This window comes from Methylobacterium sp. B1, from assembly GCF_000333255.1.
GTDB classification, from domain to species: Bacteria; Pseudomonadota; Alphaproteobacteria; order Rhizobiales; family Beijerinckiaceae; genus Methylobacterium; species Methylobacterium fujisawaense.
In genome coordinates this window covers 1-4431 of record NZ_BACT01000677.1, presented here as the reverse complement: position 1 = coordinate 4431, position 4431 = coordinate 1, and the positions used below count along the sequence as shown (strand labels likewise).

Genomic DNA, 4431 nt, shown 5'->3' with positions numbered 1-4431 from the left:
CTGCCCGAGAAGCCCGCGCGGATCGCGGTCGCCGACGCGAACGGCGACCCGAGCAGCTACCAGAAGCTGTTCGGCCAGCTCTTCGCCAAGGACAAGCCGGCCCCGGCTGCACCCCCGACCCCGGCGGTCGACGCCGCGGTGGTGCCGGAGCCGGTGAAGCTCGCCCACGCCGCCGAGAAGGTCGCGCCGAAGGCCGCCAAGGCCCACGCGGTGAAGACCGCCAAGGTCGAGGGCAAGATCGACGGCAAGGCCGAGGCGAAGCCCGCCCTCCGGAAGGGCGAGCCCGAGGGCCGGAAGCCCTGACGGCTCAGACCAGCGGCCGGTCGCGGTTCATCAGCCACAGGGCGTGGACCGTGCCGGGCAGCCAGCCGAGGATCCACAGCAGGATGTTCAGCAGGAACTGCAGGCCGAAGCCCGTGGTGACGAGAACCGCGATCGGCGGAAAGAAGATCGCGAGCAGGATGCGGACGAGGCTGGACACGGACACTCCCGGACGAGGTTCCTGAGGGGATCCTCGCTCAAACGACGGGCGCGCCTCTCCGTTCCCGGGACTGTTCGCGCCGCTCCGGTGCCCCGTATCGGAGCCCGGAGCGGCGGCCTGAGGCGTGGCGCCTCAGTTCTTCGCCGGCGGCGGCGTTGTCGCGGACGGCACGTTGGCCGCCTGCTTCTCCGGATGCTTCACCTGGCTGTAGGCGACGTTGGCGAAGGTGCCGATCACCGCGGGCCAGCTCGGGTTGCCGTATTGCGGATCGTCGCGGCCGACCTTGCAGAACGCCGTGGTCAGGCCGTTGACGATGTCGTCGTCCGTGACCCCCGTGGGCTCCGCCTTCACCTGCTGCACCAGCCGGACGAGCGTCGGGACGAAGTCCTGCTGCTTCAACCCCTTCAGGCTCTCCTGGATGCCGATCTTGTCGAAGGCGGCCTTGAGCTTGTCCTGCTCGATCTCCGCGCAGGGGGCGGTGCCGGCCAGCATGGTCTTGGTGGCGGCGCGCGCCTCGGAGGCCTTGTCGCCGGTCACCACCGGCGCCTTGTTGCCCCAGGAGTTGCGGATGTAGTCGGTGACGTTCCTCACCTCGACATCGGTCATCTGCTGGCCGATCGCCACCATCGGGGCGAGGCCGCTCTGGGCCGCGAGCCCGCCATAGATCACCCGCAGCACCGTCTCGGGCCCTTCGGACTGGACCGAGGTGTTGCCGGCGAGCGCCGGCACCGCGCCCTCGATGCCCTTGCCGTCGGGCTGGTGGCAGGAGGAGCAGTAGGTCAGGTAGGTGGAGGCGCCCGGCGCGTCGGCGGTGTCGAAGGCGGCGAGATCCTTCGGCTTGTAGGTCTGCTTGGCCGGGACCGTGCGCAGGTAGGCGACCATCGCCTTCAGATCCTCCTCCTTCACCTTGGAGAGGGATTCCATGATGGTCTGGCGCATCGGCCCGGCGGCGACGCCCGGCCGGTTGCCCGGGGCGGTGCCGGTCTTGAGATAGGTGACCACCTGCTCGTCGGTCCAGGCGCCGATGCCCTGATGCCCGTCGGGCGTGATGTTGGGGGCGTACCAGCCGTCGATCACGCCGCCGCCGAAGCGCCCGGCGAAGCTCGAATTGCCGACGAGCTTGTTCTCGTTGTGGCACATGGCGCAGTGGCCGAGCCCCTCCACGAGATAGCCACCGCGATTCACCTCGGCGCTGGCGTTCGGGTCGGGCTTGAAGCGCTCCTCGGTGAAGAAGGCGGTGCGCCACGTCACCAGCGCCGTGCGGACGCTGAAGGGGAACGGGATCTGGCTCTCCTGCCGCTTCTCGCTCACCGGCGGGAGCGATTGCAGGTAGGCCCAGATCGCCTTCGTGTCCTCGTCGGTGACCTTGGTGTACCAAGCGAAGGGGAAGGCCGGGTACAGGTAGCCGACATGCTTGCTGTAGCCCTGCCGGAACGATTTCTCGAAGTCGGCATAGGTGTAGTCGCCGAGCCCGGTCTCCTTGTCGGGGGTGAGGTTGGGGGTCATGATCACGCCGAAGGGCATGTTCAGGGCATAGTTGCCGGCGAGGTACTTGCCGCCCGGCGCCGTGTGGCAGGCCGCGCAATCGCCCATGGTCACGAGGTACTTGCCCCGCTCGATCTGGTCGGCCGACCCGTCCTGCGCCAGCGCCGGCGCGGCCAGGAACAGGCTCGCCAGGATCGGGGCCGACACGCGGCCGGAGGAGAGGGCTCTCGTGCGCTGCATGCCGCGTCTCCCATCCCGAAACTAGAGTAATTCAGATTCGTGTGCCGCGCGTGAACGCGGCCGTTCGCGGCGTTGTTCCGGCCGGCGCCGGGCTGCGGCGTTGTGCCGTGGCCGTCCGGAACCGCAAGCCGAGATCGGCGAGATGGGCGACGAGACCGGCGAGCATCCAGGCGGCGACCGCGATCCAGCCGGCGCCCACCAGCGCCGCCCGCAGGGCCAGCATCAGGGCGGCCCCGGAGGCGAGGTTCGCCAGAAGGGACGGCAGCGGCGGGCCGCCCCGGCGGCGGACGAGCCACGCGAGGACGAGCGCCTCCCCGGCGACCAGCAGGAGGATGCCGTCGACGATCCGGCCCGAGGCGAACAGGGGGGCCAGCAGACCCTCCATCACGCCGGCTGCCCGAAGGGCGCGTTGAGGCGCACGATCCGCAGGTTCAGGCAGGCGGCGACGCTGACCCAGGCGAGGTAGGGCAGGTTCATCAGCCCGGCGCCGAGGCTGACCCGGCCGGTGACCAGCATCAGCACGGCGATGGACAGCCACAGGGCCGCCACCTCGGCCAGCGCCCAGTCGGGCCGCCGGAACCGGAAGAACAGCACGCTCCAGGCGATGTTGAGAACCCCGTTCACCGCGTAGGCGGCCAGGAGGACACCCCGCGCGGCGGGATCGGCGTCGCCGTTCCAGGCGAGCACACCGGCGGTGGTGGTGAGTGCGAAGATCACCGTCCAGACCGGGCCGAAGGCCCAGTCCGGCGGCTTCCAGGCCGGGACCCGCAGGCGCCGGTACCAGCCGTCCGTGGTGGTCGCGAGGCCGCCGGCCACGGCCACCAGCACGGCGGCGGCGGCGGCCACCGTCGGCGGCCCCAGGTCGATGGCGAGGCTCACGGGGAGACCCAGCGGAACAGGTGGGCGAGATCCTTGAAGAAGATCCGCGCGTGGGCGGCGGGCTTCGCCCGGACCAGCTCCTTGTTCATGTAGCTGTCCCAGGTGAGCTGCTGGACGTCCTTGTCCCGGCAGATCGAGACGAAGCGCTCGCGCAGCCCGTCGCTGCGGTACCAGACCCACTGCATCATCCCGAGGATCCAGAACACGCGCCCGTGCAGCTTCATGAAGGCCTTGCGCGCCCCGGCCAGGGCGCGCGCGTCCCCGGTCCGCAGGAAGGCGGCGGCGGCCTCGGCCGAGAGCCGGCCACCGAGCATCGCGTAGTAGATGCCCTCGCCGGAGGCCGGCGCCACGACGCCCGCGGCGTCGCCCGCGAGCAGCACGTCCCGGCCGTTGTCCCAGCGCTTCAGGGGCTTCAGCGGCAGCGGCGCGCCCTCGCGGCGGACGGTCTCGGCGTGGTCGAGGCCGGTCGCCGCGCGCAGGGCCCGGATCGAGGAGCGGAGCGAGAAGCCCTTCCTGGCGCTGCCGGTGCCGATGCTGAGCGTATCCCCATGGGGGAAGATCCAGCTGTAGAAATCCGGCGAGTGGCGGCCCTGGTAGTAGACGTCGCAGCGGGTCGCCTCGACGGCCTCGGCCCCGGGGGTGCCGGCCTCCGGCACCCGCAGGATCTCGTGATAGGCGAAGACCTGCCGCATCTTGGCGTGGCCCGGCACCTCCGCCCGGCCGACCGGCGAGCAGGCGCCGTCGGCGCCGATGACGAGGCGGGCCCGGACGGCGTGGCGGGCGAGATCCGCGCCGGTCCCGGTGGTGAAGTGGACGAGCGGCACCCCGTCGTCGGGCCGGGTGATCCGGTCGTAGGCGGCGTCGCGCAGGTCGGCGCCGGCCTCTTCCGCGCGGGCGCGCAGCCACGGGTCGAAATGCTCGCGGTCGACCATGCCGACGAAGCCCTCGCCCACCGGCATGTCGACGGCCTTGCCGCTCGGCGCCACCATCCGGGCGGACCGGATCTTGGCGACGAGGAGCGCATCGGGGATCGCGAAATCGCGGATCAGCCGCGGCGGGATCGCGCCGCCGCAGGGCTTGATCCGGCCGGGCTTGTCGAGGAGCAGAACCGCGTGGCCGGCCCGGGCCAGGTCGGTGGCCGCCGTGGCCCCGGCCGGCCCGCCGCCGACCACGACGACGTCGTAGGATTCTCGACCGGAGCCGCCTTCGTCCAACCGAGCCATGGCCTCACCTCGCGCTTGAGGCAGGATCGAGCGGCACCGAATCGGGTGCTGGAACGGGTTCGAGCCGGGCCGCCGGGACGACCGCGACTAGGAAGAGCACGCCTTCCGCGGCGAAACCGCCGC

The 4431-nt window shown here is 71.5% G+C and carries 5 protein-coding genes and 1 pseudogene; 1 reads left to right on the top strand and 5 read right to left on the bottom strand.

Annotated elements, in window-relative coordinates; translation table 11 throughout:
• A pseudogene (locus I53_RS19985) lies at window positions 1-303 on the top strand (hypothetical protein); the annotation flags it as partial.
• A 4-nt stretch (window positions 304-307) separates the two neighbouring features.
• Here the strand turns inward: I53_RS19985 and I53_RS19980 are convergent.
• From I53_RS19980 to I53_RS19960, 5 genes are all read right to left on the bottom strand, one after another.
• Window positions 308-481: a YqaE/Pmp3 family membrane protein gene (locus I53_RS19980; protein ID WP_012318839.1), complete on the bottom strand. Its 174-nt coding sequence runs from the start codon at window positions 479-481 to the stop codon at window positions 308-310.
• Between the two features lie 132 nt (window positions 482-613).
• Window positions 614-2206, bottom strand: coding sequence for a cytochrome c (locus I53_RS19975; protein WP_043353934.1), 1593 nt, complete (start codon window positions 2204-2206; stop codon window positions 614-616).
• 31 nt (window positions 2207-2237) lie between these two features.
• Window positions 2238-2591, bottom strand: a complete 354-nt coding sequence (locus I53_RS19970; RefSeq protein WP_043353938.1) for a hypothetical protein — start codon at window positions 2589-2591, stop codon at window positions 2238-2240.
• The gene (locus I53_RS19965; RefSeq protein WP_043353932.1) at window positions 2591-3085 is read right to left on the bottom strand and encodes a TspO/MBR family protein; all 495 of its coding nucleotides are present in this window, start codon (window positions 3083-3085) and stop codon (window positions 2591-2593) included. The genes I53_RS19970 and I53_RS19965 overlap by 1 nt, the downstream gene beginning before the upstream one ends.
• On the bottom strand, window positions 3082-4308 hold the full coding sequence (locus tag I53_RS19960; protein WP_043353930.1) for a geranylgeranyl diphosphate reductase: 1227 nt from the start codon (window positions 4306-4308) through the stop codon (window positions 3082-3084). The genes I53_RS19965 and I53_RS19960 overlap by 4 nt, the downstream gene beginning before the upstream one ends.
• Between the last annotated feature and the right edge of the window lie 123 nt (window positions 4309-4431).

Coding starts and splice junctions, on each gene's coding strand:
- I53_RS19975 (WP_043353934.1), bottom strand. CDS start 2,206: ATGCAGCGCACGAGAGCCCTCTCCTCCGGCCGCGTGTCGGCCCCGATC.
- I53_RS19970 (WP_043353938.1), bottom strand. CDS start 2,591: ATGGAGGGTCTGCTGGCCCCCCTGTTCGCCTCGGGCCGGATCGTCGAC.
- I53_RS19960 (WP_043353930.1), bottom strand. CDS start 4,308: ATGGCTCGGTTGGACGAAGGCGGCTCCGGTCGAGAATCCTACGACGTC.